This window comes from Segatella bryantii, assembly GCF_022024215.1.
GTDB classification, from domain to species: Bacteria; Bacteroidota; Bacteroidia; order Bacteroidales; family Bacteroidaceae; genus Prevotella; species Prevotella bryantii.
Genome location: NZ_CP091798.1, coordinates 555,650 through 572,780, shown reverse-complemented (window position 1 = coordinate 572,780; position 17,131 = coordinate 555,650). Strand labels below are relative to the sequence as shown.

At 35.0% G+C, this 17,131-nt stretch carries 16 protein-coding genes; all 16 read right to left on the bottom strand.

From position 1 onward, the window contains the following. Positions 1–2: 2 nt before the first annotated feature. The 16 genes from L6471_RS06355 to L6471_RS06275 all read right to left on the bottom strand — a co-directional run bounded on the left by L6471_RS06355 (position 3) and on the right by L6471_RS06275 (position 16,680). Positions 3–953 carry a glycosyltransferase family 2 protein gene (locus L6471_RS06355; protein ID WP_006283484.1) on the bottom strand — a complete coding sequence of 317 codons (951 nt, stop codon included), beginning with the start codon at positions 951–953 and terminating at the stop codon, positions 3–5. Between the two features lie 17 nt (positions 954–970). Then, on the bottom strand, positions 971–2,071 hold the full coding sequence (locus tag L6471_RS06350) for a glycosyltransferase family 4 protein (RefSeq protein WP_074548535.1): 1,101 nt from the start codon (positions 2,069–2,071) through the stop codon (positions 971–973). A gap of 8 nt (positions 2,072–2,079) precedes the next feature. Next, on the bottom strand, positions 2,080–3,036 hold the full coding sequence (locus L6471_RS06345; protein ID WP_006283482.1) for a glycosyltransferase family 2 protein: 957 nt from the start codon (positions 3,034–3,036) through the stop codon (positions 2,080–2,082). A 6-nt stretch (positions 3,037–3,042) separates the two neighbouring features. Beyond that, positions 3,043–4,158: a glycosyltransferase WbsX family protein gene (locus tag L6471_RS06340; protein WP_006283481.1), complete on the bottom strand. Its 1,116-nt coding sequence runs from the start codon at positions 4,156–4,158 to the stop codon at positions 3,043–3,045. 3 nt (positions 4,159–4,161) lie between these two features. Continuing rightward, a complete protein-coding gene (locus L6471_RS06335) occupies positions 4,162–5,694 on the bottom strand; it encodes an MATE family efflux transporter (protein WP_027454132.1) in 1,533 nt (510 codons plus the stop codon). Between the two features lie 6 nt (positions 5,695–5,700). Next, on the bottom strand, positions 5,701–6,465 hold the full coding sequence (locus L6471_RS06330) for a LicD family protein (protein ID WP_162091564.1): 765 nt from the start codon (positions 6,463–6,465) through the stop codon (positions 5,701–5,703). A gap of 5 nt (positions 6,466–6,470) precedes the next feature. Next, positions 6,471–7,520: an NAD-dependent epimerase/dehydratase family protein gene (locus L6471_RS06325; protein WP_237797577.1), complete on the bottom strand. Its 1,050-nt coding sequence runs from the start codon at positions 7,518–7,520 to the stop codon at positions 6,471–6,473. 9 nt (positions 7,521–7,529) lie between these two features. After that, the gene (locus L6471_RS06320; protein ID WP_006283477.1) at positions 7,530–8,249 is read right to left on the bottom strand and encodes an IspD/TarI family cytidylyltransferase; all 720 of its coding nucleotides are present in this window, start codon (positions 8,247–8,249) and stop codon (positions 7,530–7,532) included. Then, on the bottom strand, positions 8,249–9,331 hold the full coding sequence (locus L6471_RS06315; RefSeq protein WP_006283476.1) for a glycosyltransferase family 2 protein: 1,083 nt from the start codon (positions 9,329–9,331) through the stop codon (positions 8,249–8,251). The genes L6471_RS06320 and L6471_RS06315 overlap by 1 nt, the downstream gene beginning before the upstream one ends. 22 nt (positions 9,332–9,353) lie before the next feature. Then, on the bottom strand, positions 9,354–10,406 hold the full coding sequence (locus L6471_RS06310) for a glycosyltransferase family 52 (protein WP_237797576.1): 1,053 nt from the start codon (positions 10,404–10,406) through the stop codon (positions 9,354–9,356). Between the two features lie 12 nt (positions 10,407–10,418). Next, a complete protein-coding gene (gene neuC, locus L6471_RS06305; RefSeq protein ID WP_237797575.1) occupies positions 10,419–11,567 on the bottom strand; it encodes a UDP-N-acetylglucosamine 2-epimerase in 1,149 nt (382 codons plus the stop codon). Further along, entirely contained in the window at positions 11,554–12,234 is a 681-nt protein-coding gene (locus tag L6471_RS06300; protein WP_237797574.1) for an acylneuraminate cytidylyltransferase family protein, read from the bottom strand. Before L6471_RS06300 ends, neuC begins: the two co-directional genes overlap by 14 nt. Positions 12,235–12,239: 5 nt before the next feature. Next, positions 12,240–13,901: an N-acetylneuraminate synthase gene (gene neuB, locus L6471_RS14175; RefSeq protein ID WP_006283472.1), complete on the bottom strand. Its 1,662-nt coding sequence runs from the start codon at positions 13,899–13,901 to the stop codon at positions 12,240–12,242. A gap of 24 nt (positions 13,902–13,925) precedes the next feature. Further along, complete coding sequence (locus tag L6471_RS06285; protein WP_006283471.1) at positions 13,926–14,570, bottom strand: acetyltransferase; 645 nt, start codon at positions 14,568–14,570, stop codon at positions 13,926–13,928. Positions 14,571–14,920: 350 nt separating this feature from the next. Beyond that, entirely contained in the window at positions 14,921–15,919 is a 999-nt protein-coding gene (locus tag L6471_RS06280) for a glycosyltransferase family 2 protein (protein ID WP_051214736.1), read from the bottom strand. 14 nt (positions 15,920–15,933) lie between these two features. Continuing rightward, positions 15,934–16,680, bottom strand: a complete 747-nt coding sequence (locus L6471_RS06275) for a glycosyltransferase family 32 protein (RefSeq protein ID WP_027454134.1) — start codon at positions 16,678–16,680, stop codon at positions 15,934–15,936. Between the last annotated feature and the right edge of the window lie 451 nt (positions 16,681–17,131).

Here is a 17,131-nt window from a genome sequence, read left to right as displayed (position 1 = left end):
ATCTATAACTTTTTCAACAAGACCAGCAGGTTGAACAAAAACTTATGATTTGCTATTTTCAAAAATAGATTATACTTCCATTTCCCTGTATCACCAATGGGATAGATTCCTGCACTTTGAAGTTGGGATATCACTTGATTCACATCTTCCTTGTTCCACTGTAACGGTAGTATACAGTATAACAAACCGGCTGCAGAAGTATTAAGAATACGGGAAAAAGGCTTAAATATCTTTTGCTCGCGATATTGCGCTATAAAGTTTTTAAATAACGTAAGCACCAATATCGAACTTTTAACATGTTGGAGATTGTTCTCTTTCGTATTTTCACGCATCACGCTATGTTCATTGTCTGTACAATACTGATAAGCCAAGATATTAGTTTCATGCAGCTCGTTTACATGAGGATAAATTTCAAGTAGAAAAAGCCAATCTTCTTGAGAAAACAATTTACTATTAAATCGAATATTATGGTCTTCGATAACTTGTCGCTTTATAATTTTAGCCCATAGATAGCCATTAGGCTCTCTTTGAAGTAAATAGTTTACACCATTTCCTTGAAACAAATGGTCTGAATATGGAAGAATAAGTTTGTCTCTACTAAAACGCAATGTAAGAAAATCTATTATCTTATGCTTTCTTAGATACTCCTTAATCAAAATAAGACTATCTGGACATATATAGTCATCGGCATCAACAAACCAAAGATATTCACCTTTAGCATATTGCAGCAAGACATTACGCGTCGCAGCAACTCCTTCGTTATTTTTACTGAAAACCCGCAATTCGGGATATTTTTCTTTATACTTTAAAGCTATTTCTAAAGAACGATCCTTTGATCCGTCATCAACAACAATAACTTCAACATCCGATATATCTTGTCCGAAAATAGAATCAAGACATCTTGGCAACCACTCTTCTGCCTGATAAACGGCAATCAATATTGAAAGTAACATGATTACAAAAATGAAGATTAATCAGGACAAATTTGATGAAACAATTTTATCCATTTTGCTTTTATCTTATCTAATCGATATCGATTTGAAGATTCCAAAGAATGGGCAGCTATTCGCTTTCTTAACTTTTCGTCTTCAATAAGTTCACAGATGAAGTCGGATAAACCACGGATATCTCCTACCTGGGATACTAAAAAACCATTATAACCGTTCTGGATAATCTCGGAAACTCCCTGATTACAAGCAAATGACACTAATGGCAATCCACACGCAGAAGCTTCTATTAGTGCTAAAGGAAAGCCTTCGGAACGGGAACTCATTATAAATACAGAATGAGATGCATATTCCTTTTCTATATGAGAAGAATTTCCGCATAGGTGTATGACATCCCGCAAACCAAGACTATCTATTCTATGTTGCAACACTTCACGCTCATCACCTTCGCCATATATATCCAATACCCAGTCTTTATACTTTTGATTGACTAATTTCCAGGCATCAATGAGATAATCGAAACCTTTTTCCCAAGTTAACCTACCTACAGCAATAGCACGTTTTATCTCACATGAAGAAATGAGACATGAATCAATCGTTATTGGGTTATTGATAGAAATGGTTTGTCTGCAATACTTCTTCCATATTATTTCATCAGATTTAGACAAAACAACAATTTTATCGAATTTGCGTGCATAATAAATTCGCTTCCACGTTTGAAGATAATAAATAATCCAAAATTTTATTCCGGAATAATGCTCACTCCAAATCATTTTAGACACATCAAAAGCAAAATGAAACCACATTATCTTTCTACTTCCATCTTGTATTTGAGGAAGAAAATACATGTCAAGACCAGCCAAAGATATGACGATATCCTGATGATGATCAACTAGATAAGCACTTAGTAATTTTTTATAGTTCTTTTTTCTATCTGTATCAGGTACCCCTAGTTCTACTATCTGAATAGTATCATGGAGTTTGAACACAAGAGGTTTCTGCTTTTGATTAGCTATAATAATTGTTATATCATAGGTATCACAAAGCATATTTGCACAAACCGAGAGAATACGTTCCATTCCTCCTCGATTATAAAAGCCCTCAATGCAATAAGCTAGTTTCATTTGTTTTCTTAAAATAATAAAGACAAAATATTAATCGAAATTTTGCCTAATCTTGCTTTCCCAGATTTACAACATCCATGTAAAGGTAATACCTTATAGCGTTTTGATTCCTTTACAAACTGTATAAAATCATTAAAAGAAATATCCTTATTACATGCAAGTTTATAAAACTCTGACAAATACATAGAATTAACTAATTTCTGAAAAAAAATGCTCAAAGCAACTGAAATGTGTCGGGACTGAGAAAAGGTATATAAATCAGAGCAGATGACCACATTTGAAAAAGCAGACTTCATCAGTTTTTCTCTATTTATCTTTCTATCAGTAGATTGAGAATTATAATAATATGTATAAGCCCAAACGTTTCTAAACATTATACGACCTGCCAATGCACACAATTTCCAACAAAAGTCAGAATCTTCGTGAATAATACCTTTTATAAATCTTATATTGGAGTGCTCTACAAAACTACGATTAAAAATTTTTGCACAAACAGATGAAGGATAATAACCATGCAACAATAAATATTCGCCAGAAAAGACTTCCTCCTCTGAAAAGTTCCATGTTCTAAGTTCTGTAGGCAAACTACCATCAGGGCGCATAACCTTCATTTGCATCATATAAATATCCAATTGCTCCTCTTGACATTTCTTTATAGCCTCTGCCATTTGCCCTGATTGTAGATAATCATCGGAGTCAACAAAGATCAAATAATCACCTTGCGCACGTGAAATGCCTATATTTCTTGCAACACTTTGTCCTTCATTTTCTTTATCTATTAAGATTATATTTGCATGTTCTTTTGATAAAATACATGCCTGTTGGTATGACTGGTCTATAGAACCATCATTTATAATGATAACTTCAAAATCCGAATCCATAATATTCTGCTGATACAAAGACTCGACACATCGCCGAATATAATTTTCAGCATTATACATCGGAATAATCACAGATAATAACATAAGCGATTATTGATTAGAATATTCGTCAATTGCCTTACGCAAGGCTTTTATATAGCCTCGTCCATATCTCAAATCGGGTTCCATATAATTACCCTCTCCCCATTCATTCCATGATTTCAAAATTAACATCTGATCAGACTCCGGCTTATCTTTTATAGCATCTAAAGCCTCTTTTACATGTTTATAGAAAAACTCTGGCTCTGAATTGTAATATATCGTACTCGCTCCTGTTTTCCCACTACGCGGACTATGATCCCAATTCGGAAAGATTTCTGGTATTACTCCTATTTCCTTGTCTTTTGGAAGAATAAATTTTTTATATTTTTTTCTATAATCTAATGCACCCTTTGGTATTCCGCGAAATTTTTGATTCCACAGTCTTCCCAGACGAATAAGACATTGTTTGATAAAAGGCATTTGGTTATATTCATCATATAAGACATTAAGTATACGATTTACCGTAATCGCATCATATCCTTTTTTTCTATACTGATCTAGAGTAGCCGATTCAGACCAGACATTTGCCACAATATATAGGTCTTGAAATCCTGCTTCTTTAGCCCAGCGTCTAAAATTTTTGAGATAATCTACTGGCACTTCGTCTGGTCTAAATATAAACAAAAATGGCTTGCCATCAACTTTATAATATCGATGATCACGAAAAGCTTTAAGCAGAAATTCAAAATGCATTCTTGCATCTTCTTCACCAGGATATTCTTGTTTCATAAGAAGTTTATCTGGCGAACTTTTATCCCATGTTTTAGCATACCAACTATGATTTGCCCACGCTAAAGCAAAAGGGAAATCTGGATGTCCAGAATCAAGAACTTCTTGAAAGACATCCGATAACAAACGTTTTCCATTCCCAAACCAATAATGCCAATATAAAAAAGCTGTCACACCTGCTTCTTTTGCTAGCTCGACTTGCTTTTCTCTAACCTCAGACAACCTTAGATCATAAAATCCAAGTTCAGAGGGAACTTTGGGCTGATAATGCCCTTTAAATAGCGGCTTGGCTGATGCAACATTTGTCCATTCTGTAAAACCTTTACCCCACCATTCATCATTTTCTATTGTCGGGTAAAACTGTGGTAAATACAATGCTAAAATTTTAGGATTCATAAATTACTTTTTATAGTTAAGTATCTTTTCTTTAGCGAAGTTCTGAATCCAAGATCGTTCATGATGGTTTAATGCGAATAGCCAAATAGAGACGAGCGAACATAAAACAGAAAAGATACATACAAAAATAAAATTATAAAATTCTTGCCCAATGAGACCATTTAGCAAGAGCGGAATAATAGGTGCAGTAACAGTTACCCCTATTATTGGTAAAATAACCTCACGAATATACCGCGAGTACTGATGGTGTATTAAAGGTAAAACTATCCAAACACGGATAAAAATTTCTAATATTTCTGATATCAGTAGAATAACAAACACCCAGTAAGAATCTGCTTGTAAATATTTAAAAACAAGATATGATATTGGTATTACAAGAAGCTGAATTACATTATCATAAATTTGATATTTTTTGAGCTGACCTGTTGCTAGTACTGATACCCATAAAGGATTAGATAAGGTTGTCAATATAGAATATATTAGGATAATTCTAAGGTATACTACGGTATGTTCTGGTACATGATTTAACCAAAATTTCAATATAACAGGTGCTTCTACCAAAACGGGTATGCTCATTACCAACATCAATAAATAAGAGAATTTACTACTCATATTCAAAAGCTCATGCATCCGCTGAAAATTGCTTTGCGCATAACTTTTTGTTATCTGTGGATTTATGGCCGTTTGGAAATTAGTAACAAATTGGGCCATTACTCCCTGCACTTGAAGGGCAATTCCACGAGCTGCATTAACGATAGGACCAAAAAAGACATTTAATATAAGATTAATTCCTTGAGTATTCAAAATCCACGCAAAATTTCCACTTAAAGTCCAACCGGAAATTGATAAAATATCCTTAATCTGCTCTTTATTTATACGTGGTTTGGCATGTACTTCAGGAAAACGTTTATTACAATAGACTACATATATTATTCTATCAATTATACACACACCTACCATTAACATACCATAAATAATCAATTTGTCATACGGTATTATGGATAACGAGAAACATATCAATAATTTCAAAATGACATCCATTAATGATATATAAGCAAATGCAGACATCCGCTCGTGAGCTATTATAGCTGAATTATATGGCACACATATAAAATTTAAGACTGTTGTGAATATCGTAAATTGAAGTACCCAAAACGCAGCATCCATTCTATCTGCAGGTATCGACATCTTATGATATAAGAACCATAGACCTATAGTTTCACCCAACAAAACAACGAAAAAACACATGATATAATAAACAACTTTCAAATTTCCAAAAGCTGCTTTAATCTGCCTTATATCCCCTTTACCAATGGCCACAGTTATCGTTCGAGAAGTAGCATTGCTTAATGAAGAAGAAATGATACCAAACATCGCAATAATTCCACCTACCGCATTATATATACCAAAATCAGATACACCCAGTGTATTCAAAATCACACGAGAAGTATAAAGACCGATCATCATCATTAAAATTGCTCGGCCATAAAGCATAAGTGTATTTCTTGCTATAGTCCTATTGTTTGTTTTCTCCATTATTTTCTATTTCCAATAGGCTTTAAAAGAATGATTCGCGACCTGTTGGTCTTTCGGTGGCAACTGCATATAATTACCATAGTGTTTTTTTAAATAACTATCATAATCAGCAATACACTGATACTGTCTGTTTTCAAATGGTAATTCTACATAATGCTTGAAGACATCAGCAAACATTAATTCTTTTTCACCATAACGTCCTACAATAGCTCCAGCAAATTTTGATGTATTAAAGTTATACTTTTGTTGAAAAGCATCATAGTCTTTTACTATTGATTTTCGAGAACGATATAAGCATTTCTTAATTATATTCTTTAACATATTCGAAATCCAATTACCTCTAGTTGTTCGAATACTTACTGATATTTCACACTTCAGTTTATTAAGCTTTTCAAGGTAAAGAGGTAATTCTTCTGGTGCGGGGAGACCATCAATAGGGAAAATATCTATAAACACGCTGTACGTTATGGTATATTCTTGAACGATTGTACGTGTATCTATTAACTTTGCAAAAGAGAAACCACATGTATCATCTGTTCTATAATCATATAGTTTATAGTATTCATGCTTGAAATAACGCATAAATTTTTCATAATCAGGTCGTGGCATCATAATGTCAATGTCGTCATCCCAAGGAATATATCCGTGATGACGAACTGCACCTAAAAGAGTTCCACCTCCCAAGGAATAACGAAGATGGTTCAAACGGCAGTAATTATCCACAGCATCAAGCATTGCCAATTGAACTTCGTGTAGCTCTTGTAATGTCATTTCTTTCATGATTCAAAACTATTAAGAGTGCGTATTAGTCCTTCTTTCAAATTAACCTGAGGTAAAAATCCAAGTTTTGCTATTTTACTATTGTCTAATGCTACTCGTGGATAATTACAATATCCCGCCTTCGGTTTATCTTTAGAAAAAATAACCTGGATATCATCCTTTGAAATTTCACAAATCATCTGGGCCACCTGGTATATAGGATAAGGTTCCGTTTCATTTGACAGGTTATACGCTTCACCAGCTTGACCATCAAAGGCTAATTTGAATAGAGCTATTGTTGCATCGCTTAGATACAAAAAAGCACGAACAGCCTCGCCACTACTATTTAAAACGATATTTTCATGGCGAACAGCATTGCCTATAAAATCTGCCATCACTCTTCCATCATTGACAATCTTCATACCAGGCCCATAGCTATGAGCTATACGTGCTATGGTCGTATCTACGCCATACTGTAAAAAATAACTTCGGATAATAGTTTCTGCTGCACGTTTACTTTCAGGATAGCACGAACGATTATCTAACGGATCAAGACTACCAAAAGAATTCTCAGACAGACTATCTTCATCTACCTTGCCATATACCTCACGAGTTGAGGTAAAAATGACTTTGCATCTTTCATTTTTACGGGCTAGTTCCATAATATTAAAAGTACCCTCCAAATTAGACCGAAGAATATCTACTGGTTGGTGATTAATATAATATGGACTTGCATTACCTGCAAAGTGAAATATATAATCTACTCTATCCATATACTTTATTGGGGCACATATATCTTGATGGACTATTTCAAAATAATCTTTATCTAAGAATTCTTCAAATAAGCAGTTAGTCTTATCTATACTTCTGGTTAATGCTAATACGCGGATATTTTGATGAAAATGTTCTATATGATATAATAAAGTATAAGTAATATAAGTAGCGAGCATACCATTAACCCCCGTTACTAATATTGTCTTATTCTCTAACTTTTTAAAATTCAGAATAGAAGATGATGCGATTTCCTCTAAGTCTTTCTGAACTATCGGATGTAGATAACTAAACATAAAACGAAATTAAAATCCAAAAATTTGTTGGTTTTCATGAACCTCTACCATGGCACGAAACACAAAAAAATCTGTTGGTGTCGTAATCTTGATATTTTCCATAGGACCAATAATGGTTGACATGCTATAACCATAATAGCTCATCATGGTACAGCTGTCAATAAAATCATGTTTGCCTTCTTTGCGAGCTTGAAGATGAGCATGATAAATATCTTTCAAAATAAAGCTTTGTGGAGCTCTAGCAATCAAAGAATCTTTACGACTAGGAATGAGCATAGAATCATCCGATTGTTTCACCACTAAAGTTTCTGTAGCAGGAATACACGTAATACAAGAACGTGTTTTTTGCACTTGTAGAATATTGTCTGTTATCGTCTTTTCTGTTATTAAAGGTCGTACACCATCATGAATCATCACAATACTATCTTCTGGGAAATGCTTATATGCTGATTGCAATCCATTAAAGATAGAATCCTGACCAGTTTCACCACCAGGGACAACTTCGATTACCTTGGTAATTTCAAATTTCTTCAGCATTTTCTTTAAGAAGGGTATCCAGCTTTCAATACATACGACAATTATGCCATCTACATCTGGATGCACATCAAATAATTCCAAGGTATAGATAATAATCGGTTTACCATGAAGCTCCAGAAATTGTTTTGGACGAGAAACCGTATTCATACGTTTTCCTGCTCCTCCCGCAAATATTACAGCTACATTTTTCATTAAGCGATTCCTCCGTATATTTCGTCCTTTCCTAAGATATTCCTAATTGTCTTAGACATTGCTATCTTACGATACAATAACAGTAACAAGTATTTAGGATGATAAGCTGACATACGATATGGTGTTATGTAATCATGTCCTATAAAATTAAATTTCTTGGCAACACGATGATATAAACCAGGTAACTGTTTTAATTTTTGATCTACAGCAAGGATATCTTTGCGATACTTAAAGCCATCAATCAACATATACATATAGAAATAGCGAAGGTACCGCTCTTCTACAACATTTTTTAGAATAGGAAACATTGGGAGTGTGTAATCTACTGTAAGATAGTCATCGACTAAATCATTTACAATGATTTTAAACGAGTCGAAATTTCTTCGTAAACCTACTGCACTTGTTGACTGTTCGTCTTTTCCGATATAATATACATAAAATGGCTCATCGACAAATCTTACAATCTGCACATGTTTCATTGGGAAATAACAAAACTCACTATCTGTGTAGAATATATTCTCATGCCAATGAAAATGAATATCTCTAAGCAACTGAGTACGATAAGTCATACTCATCACCACCATGTTATATGTTAAATTTGGTATCTGCCACAATCCCTTCGAACTATCAACATCAATATTTACAGGAACCTGAGGTGGCAAAGGATAATGTATCGACTTTGAATCACCCTCATAATATTTTATTTTTTCTGTAACAATCAGATCGGCCTTCGTTTCTTTAATCGCCAATAGTAATTGTACCAGTCCCCTCATCTTTACGGTATCATCAGAATCTAATGTTCTGAAATATTTTCCTTGAGCCATCGATAAGCCGATATTCATACAAGAACCATAATTACCATTTTCTTTATCTATCACACGGAATGTGCATGGGTATGCCCTCTCATAAGAATGAGCTATTTCAGACGTATGATCCGTTGATCCGTCGTTGACAACTAAAACTTCTAACTCATCCATGTATTTCTGCTCTAAAACCAAAGAATCTAGACAGCGTGCGATATCGTTCTCGGCATTATAAGCTGGCACTACAATTGTTAGGAGTTTTGAATAATCTGTATTCATATTGATGCTAATTGATAATGTTTTAATGACAAAGGTTCACTCCAGAAGGAGGCTGGACTACACCTTCTTTTTTTTGTAACTCTTCATTTATTTCTGTTCCATACCAATCAATTTCAGCGTCAGATGCAATATCGCATACAGCACTCGAATAGCAAGTAACCAATCGTCGTGGTTTCCATCCCTGCCATGTCAGGAGCTGGGTTGGTATTGGCTTGTTATATATCATAATATGCGGGAATAACGAACGATAATCAAACTGATCCCGATAATGCACTTTTAACATAATCTGATCAGCAGGATAATTGCTCACTATTTTTTGATAGATTTGGGTATGAATTTCCGTAGAAACCATATCTTTATACAAAGACTGAGTCAGTATTACGATTGGCTTACTATTCAACTTTTGTATATCTTCCTCCTTTAAATCAAAAATTTGATTGATTATCGCTTGTTTCTCAGCAGGAGAATTGCGCCAAATCTTTTGAATATTTATAATCTCTCGCTGTTTGTCTTGAATATAAGGAGCAGGATCATCAATCGTAAGTATTATCTTCTTGATAAAAGGAGAATTTCCCCATTTATAAAGATAGCCCTTTCCATAAAGATAATTTCTAAACTTGATATTTTTACTGGCTGGTTTCTCTTTTTTATCAGCGCCCTTAGAATATCTCACGGAAAAATTCATGGGACTATCCTCAAACAATGTAAATTCTCGCCCGCAAATATAAGGCGATAGATAAAGGTGGTCTTGAGCAAAAACAACTTCGTCTCCTTCAAATTTTGGGACATAATAATCATAGGTTCTTCTGCAATACCATGCTTCTATCCTACTTCGGAATTTTCCATGCGTATGATTCACTAGATACTGATAGATTTTTCCTTGATACTTTTGATTATTAACTATAATTGCCTGACCTATAAGTTTGTCGGAAATACTATCTGGCATACTACCTTGGTCTATGATAAATAGAGTTTGTCTGATTTCATCTTCTGAAGAGTACAGCAGATACAACATCAGTACATATATGGTAGCAACATAACATACCCGATTATAATCTTTCTTTTTATATTTCATAATACCAACTGCTTATGGTATGTCATAGAAATCTTTATAATTTAGATTTCTAACATGAGCTAATATCTTTTTTGTTGTTTTATAGTATAACTCTGCAGAGTTTGAACGATAATATGGAGTATCTATTTGTTTGTTTTTGTGCTGAATAACAAACATCAGAGCTTCCTTGATTAGAGATGTCTGACAGGCTACATCTATGATACTATTGCCTTTAACCCTTCCTGTTTGTCGATTACCTATGTTTATGGTATAGCTGCCCAAAGATGGAACCTCTATAATTCCTGAACTTGAATTTCCAACCAATGCTAACGACTTTTTGACAAGTTCATGATAAGCATCAGGATGAAGATTCTCTACATACATTGCTTTTTTATGCGCCTTGCAAAAAGTTTTTATCTCCTGACGAATCTGATCTGAACCAGTATCAGCATTAGAACCTATAAAATAAAAATCGTATCTATCGATATAGCTCTCTACTGCTGATAAGACTTGTTGTACCTGTTTCCATGGAGACTGCTCATTGAGCGTTTCTGGATGAAACAGTACTGTAAAACAAGTCTTAGGCTCAATTTTCTTAATGATATCAGGGATGTTAGCCTCATCTATAAACAAACAATTCTCCGCACCAAGAGCACCTAGATTAAAAACGGTAGAAGGAGATTCACCCAGCTGAATGACCCGTTTTCGATACTCCTCTGTAGAAGTAAAATGATAACGGCTCATCTTGGTAATACTATGACGAATGAATTCATCATAATTGGCCAAAGTAACTTCCCCTCCATGAATATGCAATATAGGCTGATGATGCATAGCTGCTGCTATTGCTACAGAGAATATTTCATATCGATCACCCAATATGATAACCAAATCATATTGGTGATTCTGGAAATAATCACCAAAGGCTTTAAGAACATCGGCCATCACATGTGTTGTATCACTCAGTTTTTCATTCCTAAGATGTACTTGATAGGCATAATCTATCTTAAATCCATCCTGAATGATAAGATCTTCTGCATGTCCATACTTTTCTGATAACAGAGCTCCAGTAGCAAGAATGGCAAAATCAATATTCTCATCTAAGTTTAAAAGAGCTATATAACGACGCACAATGCCGTAATCTGCTCTCGAACCTGCTACAAAACAAACTTTATATTTTTCCATGCAATCTCTTGTTCATAATGATTTTTGCCAACTCATAATCGAGCGCATGATCTATATCCACACTATCCACATCACTCATCATATAAGCAATACTTCGAGCTCCAAAAAAATGTTTCTGCTTCAGATAAGCTTCTGGTTTGGCCATAAAGAAGGCTCCATTCGGAGAGTAATCATGGTAAGCCTGTCGACGATAATTCGAAAAATCTTTATCAAAATATTTTAACGACATATCGTCATCTATCATATTCACTAAATCCTTTACATGTTCAGCTTGCTTCACCGAAACAAGAAAGTCAAAATCATCCCAATTAGATTCAAATAATGAAACAGCTTCATGAATATGCTTCACTGTACGCATTGGTGATGTCGGCTGAAGCAAAACAAGTTCATCTGGCATATTGCCCTGTCGGTGTAATACATCAGCGATCACCTCAAAAGAAGTGGCGGTATCCGATGCTAATTCTGCACTACGCATAATGACTGATGAACCATATCGTCTAGCGATATCTGCATAATGTTCTGAATCAGTAGACACAATCACTTGATCAAAAAGCCCACTTTCAATGGCTGGTTCTATCGAATAGGCCATCAACGGTTTCCCGCAAAGATCAATGATGTTTTTATCTTTGAGCCCCTTACTCCCAGAACGAGCTGGGATTAATGCCATTCTTTTCATTTCATCTTCCTTTCTATGAGACTTTTTAGCAGTTCGTATCCTTGAGTACTTAGATGCAAGCCATCTACGACATACTCAACCTTAATATCCCCACGCTGATCTTGGAAAGCCTCATTAGTAATCAGTTCTACACCCTTTGGCAAATGTTGACGGATCACACGGTTAACACGTTCTATTTTTGAATTATCACGATCAAGTCTTCCCCGAACGGGTAAAATCTCTACCAGTATGATATGAGCATCCGGTTGAGCATGCTGTATTGTGTTAATAATAGTGTTGATATCATCACAGATTTCATGGTCTGCCAATGGATATATGATATCATTAGTACCTAAAATGAGTACATATTCTTTCTGTGACAAATCCAGCAAACCTGGTTTCAGTATCATATTGATATATTGGCGAGTAGATATGCCATTGATACCTGCATTTTTCACAACTCTTGTTCCGAGATGTTCAATAGACCACTTATCAAATTGAGAATGTCCTATCAAACAGATTTTTTCAGGATCATCATCCTGTAGAATATATTTTTTTTCATCAATTCTCGCCTGTATAGTGTTAACAAGACCTGCTAGCTTTTTCTTTTTTTCCGAGATTAGTATATGCGGATCTATTTCGTTTGACATTACCTGTTCACTCATACTAATGAGTTCATCTTCTTCAAAATTACGGATTGCTTGTGTTCCAAGTACGTCAAACCAATGCATCGGACTGATGCCATTACCTGGTCGCTTGCAAGTTATATTATCTTCAGACAATACTTCACCCTTCTTGATTGCCTTTCTGGCTACAATAGACTTGCGTGCAATCGTTATATTTTTGCGTTCTGACTCCGTAACCTTCTTTCCACCCTCACCTTTGATAATCTCAATTCTACGAACATTATCTACCAATGCCTTCATTTCTTGTGGTGTAGCAGAAGCTTTATGATCAGGTCCTGCCATATTTTTATCAAGCGTAAAATGCTTCTCTATAAGCACGATATCTTTCATAACAGCTCCTATAGCAGCCACATATCCTACTGAATGATCAGAAAAACCGATACGAATGTCAGGAAACTCTTCATGAAGCGTATCTATAGCACTTAAATTTACATCCTCATCTGGTGTAGGATATTCTGTATTACAATGCAGAATTATCAGTTCTTCCCGACTTCCAAAACGAGTCAACAGATTCACAGCTGTCTTGACTTCTTCAATCGTAGCCATACCTGTCGAGAGTATCATCTGTTTATTTTTGCATTTGATTTGCGCAATTCTATCTAAATAGGGTAAATTGGTGATTTCACCAGAAGGAATTTTCCAGATATTCTGACCTTCCTTTTCTAGGAATTCTATCGATTCCAAGTCAAAAGGAGTAGAAAATGTTTCAAGATTCAAACTTTTGGCATAGTCTCGCAACTGAATAAAGTCATTGTGAGATAGTTCTAGCTTACGCGTCATTTCCAACTGATTACCTTCCGCACCTGTCGTTATCTTTTGATAGTCTGCCTTTGGTGCGAACTTGGAAATAAGCTCAGATGAATTAAATGTTTGAAACTTAACGGCGTCAACTCCACAAGCCTTAGCCTCTTTTACCATTTTCTTAGCAAGAGCAGGGTCTCCATTATGGTTGCAACCGATTTCAGCGATAATAAACGTATGATGTGCACTCATAGATGATGCTATAAGTCTTTGTTTTTATAATGCATTATATTTTTGTCGAGTAGAAGAGATTTCTTTTGCAGGCACACCCACCACGGTTGTTTTAGGATATATATCATGCAAAACCACAGCACCAGAACCGACCAATGACCAAGCTCCGATAGTCAACTGTCCATTAACCACAGATGAACTACCAACGAAACATCCTTCTTCAGCGACAACGTCACCGTTCAATGTAGCATTCGTTGAAATATTCACATGATTGTGTATGATGCATCCATGTTCCACAAGAGCACGGGTATTGATGACACAATTATTTTCCACCGAGCTGCCATGATTAAGTATTGCCAACTTTCCTATAAAACATCCCTCACCAATTGTTGCACTATGTGATACTAAAGCCGTTCGGTCTATAACATTAATCAGCGAGAGACCTGCTGTTTTCAGCTGGTCATACCATAGTTTCCGCTTGGCGTTATTGCCGATAGCAATGAAATATACATAATGAGAAGGTTGGTCTACATCACTGATATCATTTCCAAGCACCTTATATCCTTGATGCTCAGCACCTACCGGTTTGATATCATCCAAGAATCCAACCATGCGAAAATTAGTATAGTCATAGGAGTCAAGTACCGACTTGGCGTAGCCACCAGCTCCCACAATAATCAAATCTTTCATAGATTTTTACTTGATGAGTATTTAATTCAATCTAAGATGTAAATGCCTTTCTGTATAAAATAACAGAATGACACAGAACGTATTTTTCATCGTATCCAGCATTTTTAGCTACCTAATATGCAAATAAAAATATAACAGATAAATGCACAAAAAAAACCCTTCCCATCATAACGACATTTTAAGCGAATATAATAGGTGCAAGGACTGACTAAATCCCTAACTATCAAAGGGTTTCCACATAAAGTCTTTCGACCGCAGATACAAAAATCAATAGTTTCTTATATGATTGTAAAATTTTACAAGGCAAATATAAGAAAAAAACATCAATTTCCGAAGGGATTATGAGCAAATTATTTCGCAAATTTAGCCTTTAACTCATTGAATTTCAGATAAGCTAAAGCCAAATAATAACTATAGGCTACATAGCGATTGAATCGAGTATTAGGAACTATTTTAAAATGTTGCTTTTGAGGAATATCACGATAAACTTTTTTGGTATCTTGATAAAGTTTTAAATTACAAGACAAAACGGCATCGTATAACAACTGAAAGGCATAACGATCGAGATAATGCTCAGCTAAGTCTACATAACGATGTCCCTTGTCATATAAAAATTGATATAGTTGATAAAGAGATTGAAAATCTTGCAAATGTCTAATACGTTGTTTATCAACACCTTCCTCATTCATATATGATTGTTCGTTAGTACAATCATAATGATAAATACGCTGATGTAGGCAAATACTTGAATGCGCATAATATACAAGTTGAGGCACCACTTGCCAGTCCTCACCGATATTCGTTCCTTCCAAGGCTTTTATACCATGTTCCGTATATAAGGATCTACGTATTAGTCGCGACCATATGACATGTTGCAACGTAGGTTTGATATAAGCTAATATTTCGTCTTCTTTTGTATCAAATTCATTTACGTTTACTGTCTCTATATGATCGGGAAAATGACGCCAAGAATTACCTGTAACGATATCTGCATTAGTCATCACTTGCTTTTGTACAAGCCACTCAATAGCTTGTGGTTCCATCCAGTCATCCGAATCTACATGCACTACAAACTCACCTCTTGCGGCAGCTACCGCAGTATTACGTGCTGCAGCCAACCCGCGATTACGCTCATGGCGTAATATCTTAATTTGTCCGTTTCTTTCTGGATAATCTAATATGATTTTTTTTAATAATTCAATACTATTATCTGGCGAACAATCATCCACAAAAATATATTCTAAATTATGGTAAGTCTGATTAAAAAGACTTCTTCCGCAACGTTCGATATAGTTTTCTACTCGAAACACAGGTATCAAAATAGATACGAGATAAGGCTCTTGTAACATGGGGGTGTTATTATTTATTTTCGCTTAACATCTTGCCTCAATATCTTGGTTTTAAATTCATATTTAGGCAGCCAGTAGAAATAGTAAATCCAAGTATACCACTTGGGATATTTTAAACGCAGTCGTTCATCTTCGGGAAGCCAACTTCCTTCAAAATGGTGAATAGCCACCGTTTTATCTGAGAATTGAGAAGGCTTATTGTCCCAGCACAACGGACAGAATACTGTTTTAGGATACACTGTCATTTCATGTGTTATATCTTGGTGTGTATTATCTGCACGCAAACCATACGCCATAAAATACTTCGTTAAGCGCTTTACATTAGTCAGCAAATTCTTTCGACCATCCGGCAATATGAACTGACTATGTAGGTATACTTCTAAATTGTCTTTAACCCAGGTCGTCCCCTTTTCACTTGCCAAAATAGCTGTACCGAGCTCATTTCTGCTCTCATAGCCACAGAAGCCTACATGATACAAGAAAGAATCTAATGGCTTCTTGAGTTCCACATCAATATCCATATAAATTCCTCCTTCATAATAAAGAGCATAAAGCCTCACCACATCAGAAACAAAGGCATAAAACTTATGATCATAAGCCTCCCTTACATAAGGACAAAAATCCAAATCAAAGTTTGATTCGTTCCATTCCTTGATCACATAGTCCGGACACATTTTCTTCCATGTCCGAATACACTTTTTAACAGAACGAGGCAAAGCTTTTCCACCAAACCAGCAATAATGTATGACCTTAGGTATCATATGAATATATCTAATATGTTATTGCAAATATAATTAAAAAACTATAACTTCAATACTTTAATCACAAAAAGTTTACCTAAAAAGATACAACCACATATCATAAACCCCAAAAAGCTGATTGGAAAGAAACTCATACCCTAGAGAAACTAAAAAATTTGACAAGAATCGTGTTGAGGATGGGGTATTTGAATTTAAGTATGCCAGAATATCTCAAATACGCAATTCTTGCAGCATATTATTATTCGCTTGAATATGTATTTACCCATCACTGACGATGCCTTTGCGTGAAACTTTTTAACGCTAATATTTTATTTTACAAACCACTCCACATAGACTGTAAAAATCAGCAGACATTCGATAATTATTGCAGTGGCCAAATAATCATAATTAAGAAATATTAACCACAAATAATTATAATAAGGTGAATTTCTTTGTACTTTTGCAGCAAGAT

What these genes read in the sequence shown, in the direction of transcription:
- L6471_RS06355 (WP_006283484.1), bottom strand. Translation starts at nt 953, where the DNA reads ATGTTACTTTCAATATTGATTGCCGTTTATCAGGCAGAAGAGTGGTTG.
- L6471_RS06350 (WP_074548535.1), bottom strand. Translation starts at nt 2,071, where the DNA reads ATGAAACTAGCTTATTGCATTGAGGGCTTTTATAATCGAGGAGGAATG.
- L6471_RS06345 (WP_006283482.1), bottom strand. Translation starts at nt 3,036, where the DNA reads ATGTTATTATCTGTGATTATTCCGATGTATAATGCTGAAAATTATATT.
- L6471_RS06340 (WP_006283481.1), bottom strand. Translation starts at nt 4,158, where the DNA reads ATGAATCCTAAAATTTTAGCATTGTATTTACCACAGTTTTACCCGACA.
- L6471_RS06335 (WP_027454132.1), bottom strand. Translation starts at nt 5,694, where the DNA reads ATGGAGAAAACAAACAATAGGACTATAGCAAGAAATACACTTATGCTT.
- L6471_RS06330 (WP_162091564.1), bottom strand. Translation starts at nt 6,465, where the DNA reads ATGACATTACAAGAGCTACACGAAGTTCAATTGGCAATGCTTGATGCT.
- L6471_RS06325 (WP_237797577.1), bottom strand. Translation starts at nt 7,520, where the DNA reads ATGTTTAGTTATCTACATCCGATAGTTCAGAAAGACTTAGAGGAAATC.
- L6471_RS06320 (WP_006283477.1), bottom strand. Translation starts at nt 8,249, where the DNA reads ATGAAAAATGTAGCTGTAATATTTGCGGGAGGAGCAGGAAAACGTATG.
- L6471_RS06315 (WP_006283476.1), bottom strand. Translation starts at nt 9,331, where the DNA reads ATGAATACAGATTATTCAAAACTCCTAACAATTGTAGTGCCAGCTTAT.
- L6471_RS06310 (WP_237797576.1), bottom strand. Translation starts at nt 10,406, where the DNA reads ATGAAATATAAAAAGAAAGATTATAATCGGGTATGTTATGTTGCTACC.
- neuC (WP_237797575.1), bottom strand. Translation starts at nt 11,567, where the DNA reads ATGGAAAAATATAAAGTTTGTTTTGTAGCAGGTTCGAGAGCAGATTAC.
- L6471_RS06300 (WP_237797574.1), bottom strand. Translation starts at nt 12,234, where the DNA reads ATGGCATTAATCCCAGCTCGTTCTGGGAGTAAGGGGCTCAAAGATAAA.
- neuB (WP_006283472.1), bottom strand. Translation starts at nt 13,901, where the DNA reads ATGAGTGCACATCATACGTTTATTATCGCTGAAATCGGTTGCAACCAT.
- L6471_RS06285 (WP_006283471.1), bottom strand. Translation starts at nt 14,570, where the DNA reads ATGAAAGATTTGATTATTGTGGGAGCTGGTGGCTACGCCAAGTCGGTA.
- L6471_RS06280 (WP_051214736.1), bottom strand. Translation starts at nt 15,919, where the DNA reads ATGTTACAAGAGCCTTATCTCGTATCTATTTTGATACCTGTGTTTCGA.
- L6471_RS06275 (WP_027454134.1), bottom strand. Translation starts at nt 16,680, where the DNA reads ATGATACCTAAGGTCATACATTATTGCTGGTTTGGTGGAAAAGCTTTG.